The organism is Sinomonas sp. G460-2 (assembly GCF_047759905.1).
GTDB lineage: Bacteria > Actinomycetota > Actinomycetes > Actinomycetales > Micrococcaceae > Sinomonas.
The window spans coordinates 1-2825 of the sequence record NZ_JBKZWT010000399.1 but is presented as its reverse complement, the minus strand read 5'-3'; the positions used below and the strand labels follow the sequence as shown (position 1 = coordinate 2825).

Here is a 2825-nt window from a genome sequence, read left to right as displayed (position 1 = left end):
AGCGCGTGCTCGGCCACGGGCTTCGCGTAGGCGCCCTTCGCGCTCGTCCAGACCTTGTCGGGATGCGCCGCGAGCGCGTGCGCGTACGACTCGATCCCGGCCGAAGGCAGCTGAACCCACCGGATCGACGGCGTCCCGTCGAGCAGGTCCTGAAGGGCATGCTTGTCGTTGCCGTGGTCGAGGACGAGGCCTTCCGGCTGCTCGTCGAGGCCGACGACGACGCCCCCTCCCGCGGCGATGGCGTCAGTGAGGAAGGGCAGGACTTCGCCGTGGATCGCGATGCGGGGAGTGGTGGTCATGTGCACAGCCTAACGGCGGTCGCTGGACGCTCCCGATGGCCCCGTAGGATCGTCAGGTGCACCGCTTCGCCGTCGTCCTCCCGCTCGAGCCCATGGCTCTCGGCGAGCGCTACGCCGTACGCGATTGGCCCCTCCATCTGACGGTGACCCCCGTTTTCGCAACGGAGGCGACGACGGCCATGCTCGCCGCCCGGATGGGCGAGGTCGCCTCATCGCACCGGCCGCTCGACGCCGTCGCGGGGCCGGGCGAGCTGTTCGGGCCGCGCCACGATACGCCGGTCGCGCTCGTGGAGTCGGCCGAGGTGCGCGCGCTGCACGCGGTCCTCACGGACGCGCTCGCGCCGCTCGGCATCCGGTTCGATTCGCCGCATTACGCGGGCGAGGACTTCCGGCCCCACGTCACGGCGACGACCCGCGGCGCGGCCGAGGACGGCCAGCTGTTGCGGCTCGCCCAGCTCGCGCTCGTGGACATGGAGCCGGGGCCGGGCCAGGGGCGTCCGCAGGTGGTCGCGGTCGCGGCGCTCGACGATGGGCGCTGACGAGCGCGGATCTCACCACCGAGGAGAGTCCGATTTCTCCACGGAGAACGGTAGAGATCAACACGTATTCGGGCGAATTCACCACGGAAATCTGGCCGGACCTGACGAGTAAGGGTTGAATCTTGATGGTATCGGGCATAGGAATTTAAGCCATCCAATCGGTTGGCTGGATACGTACATCTCGGGTAGCCAAGTCGCACATTACAACCCGGATTTGATTCCGCGCGGTGGACCCATAAGCGTGGGCTGCTTCGTAGCGGTCGCCTCAGGCACCATAACGGCCCTGAGTCTCCCAACAGGCGGCACGGTAGGCTGGGCCGTGTACGGAGCCGGCACCCTACTCGCGGCTTGGGGAGTGACTATCAGTTGTCCCTAACAAGCAGAGAGGAGGAAGCACATTGAATCCGAGGCTATGGAGTCCCGAAAGCAATCGTTTTCTAACCATGGAGCAAATCGGGCTTATCCTACTTCTTTGTGCCATCTCGCTGACCCCGGGGCTGCCAAGCTGGATCTGGCTCTTCTATGTCGGCCTAGCAATCTGGGAACTCACCATCTTAACGAGCTGGATACAGCTCGCGAGATCCCGCCGGGCAGGTCCGCCCCGCGACTAGTGCACAAATTTCGTATTCGCTTGGTCGGACCCACGGGAAGATCCCGCGGGTCCGACCCACGAATAGCCAGGAGTGCGGGCTCCCCTCGCGACATTCCAGCGTCAGCGCGATGCTTCGCGGTAGCCGATATGGACATCCGAGTCGAGGCCGCGGAGGGAGCTGAGCTTCGAGAGGAGCCCGAAGAGCTCGGTGGCCTGCTCGGCGGTGAGGCCGTCGACGATCGCGGCCTCCTGCGCCTCCGCAGCGTGGCGCAGCGATCGGAGCACGGACGCCCCTGACTCGGTGAGCCGGAGCTCCTGAACGCGGCGGTCGGCGGAGCTCCGCGTCCGCGTGACGAGCCCGGCGCTCTCGAGGCGGTCGATGAGTGCCACGACGCGGCTCTGGACCGAGCCGAGCGTCTCAGCGAGCGCGCGCTGACTGATCCCCGGGGACCGGCCGATGATCCGGACCACGCCGGCTTCCGACGGCGTGATGCCCAGTCCGCGGGTCTGGTCCGCAAAGAGTTCGGCGGCGTGGGCCCCCAGCTGGGCGAGCAGGAATCCGATGCGGGCTGGGCGCCCGGCGCTTGGCATAGACCCTTCTGGCCTCAAGCTCTCTGGCATGGATCCACAATACAGCATTGACTGCATGATTCACTAGGTGAATAATTACAGCCATGACCGATCTAACAGCTCCCGCCTCCAGCCCCGAGGCCGCGCGATCCGGCCGCCGCCCCGACGGGCCGAACGCGGGGATCCTCGCGCTCGTCGCCCTCATCCTCTCGATCGCCGCCGTCGCGCTGCCCGCCTTGGCAGCGGGCACCACGTACCCCTCGCCGTCGACTCCGTCCGATGGCATCGCCCGCTACTTCACGGACCACAACTTCTCGGCGACCCTCACCGGGTTCCTCGCCTTCGGAGCCTCGGTTCCCCTCGGGATCTATGCCGCAACCACTTATGCGCGGCTCCTCCGGCTCGGCATCCGAGTACCCGGCCCCAACATCTCGTTCTACGGCGGCATCGCCGCCTCGATCACGCTCGGCGCGTCCGGCCTCCTCATCTGGGCCGTGAGCCAGACGGCCTCCGAGGCCCCCGGCGCCGTCGTCCATCTCGTCGCAGACGCCGCGTTCGCGCTCGGCGGCTTCGGCTTCGCCACCGGCGCCGGGCTGCTCATCGCCGGCATCGCGGTACCGGCCCTCATCCTGCGGCTCACGCCGCGATGGCTCGCGTGGACGGGGCTCGTGCTCGCCGCCCTTGGCGAGATCTCGTTCCTCGGCATGTTCTGGCCCGGGCTTGACTATCTCCTGCCGATCGTCCGCTTCGTCGGGCTGGCGTGGCTCGCCGTCGTCGGCTTCATCCTGCCCCGCAACCGGCACGAGGTCCCGAAGCGCGGGGACT

General features: G+C 67.8%; 3 protein-coding genes and 1 pseudogene. 2 read left to right on the top strand and 2 right to left on the bottom strand.

What is annotated here, in order from left to right:
- Positions 1 to 299, bottom strand: a pseudogene (locus tag ACLN58_RS20435) (hydroxyacid dehydrogenase); the annotation flags it as partial.
- Between the two features lie 56 nt (positions 300 to 355).
- Between ACLN58_RS20435 and ACLN58_RS20430 the strand changes: the two are divergent.
- Positions 356 to 838 (top strand): 2'-5' RNA ligase family protein, encoded by a 483-nt coding sequence (locus ACLN58_RS20430; RefSeq protein WP_415857066.1) that lies wholly within the window; start codon positions 356 to 358, stop codon positions 836 to 838.
- A gap of 712 nt (positions 839 to 1550) precedes the next feature.
- Here ACLN58_RS20430 and ACLN58_RS20425 read toward each other — a convergent pair.
- A complete protein-coding gene (locus ACLN58_RS20425) occupies positions 1551 to 2021 on the bottom strand; it encodes a MarR family winged helix-turn-helix transcriptional regulator (RefSeq protein ID WP_415857065.1) in 471 nt (156 codons plus the stop codon).
- 83 nt (positions 2022 to 2104) lie between these two features.
- On the opposite strand from ACLN58_RS20425, the gene ACLN58_RS20420 reads away from it, so the two are divergent.
- On the top strand, positions 2105 to 2825 hold a 721-nt coding region (locus tag ACLN58_RS20420; RefSeq protein WP_415857064.1), incomplete at its 3' end, for a hypothetical protein.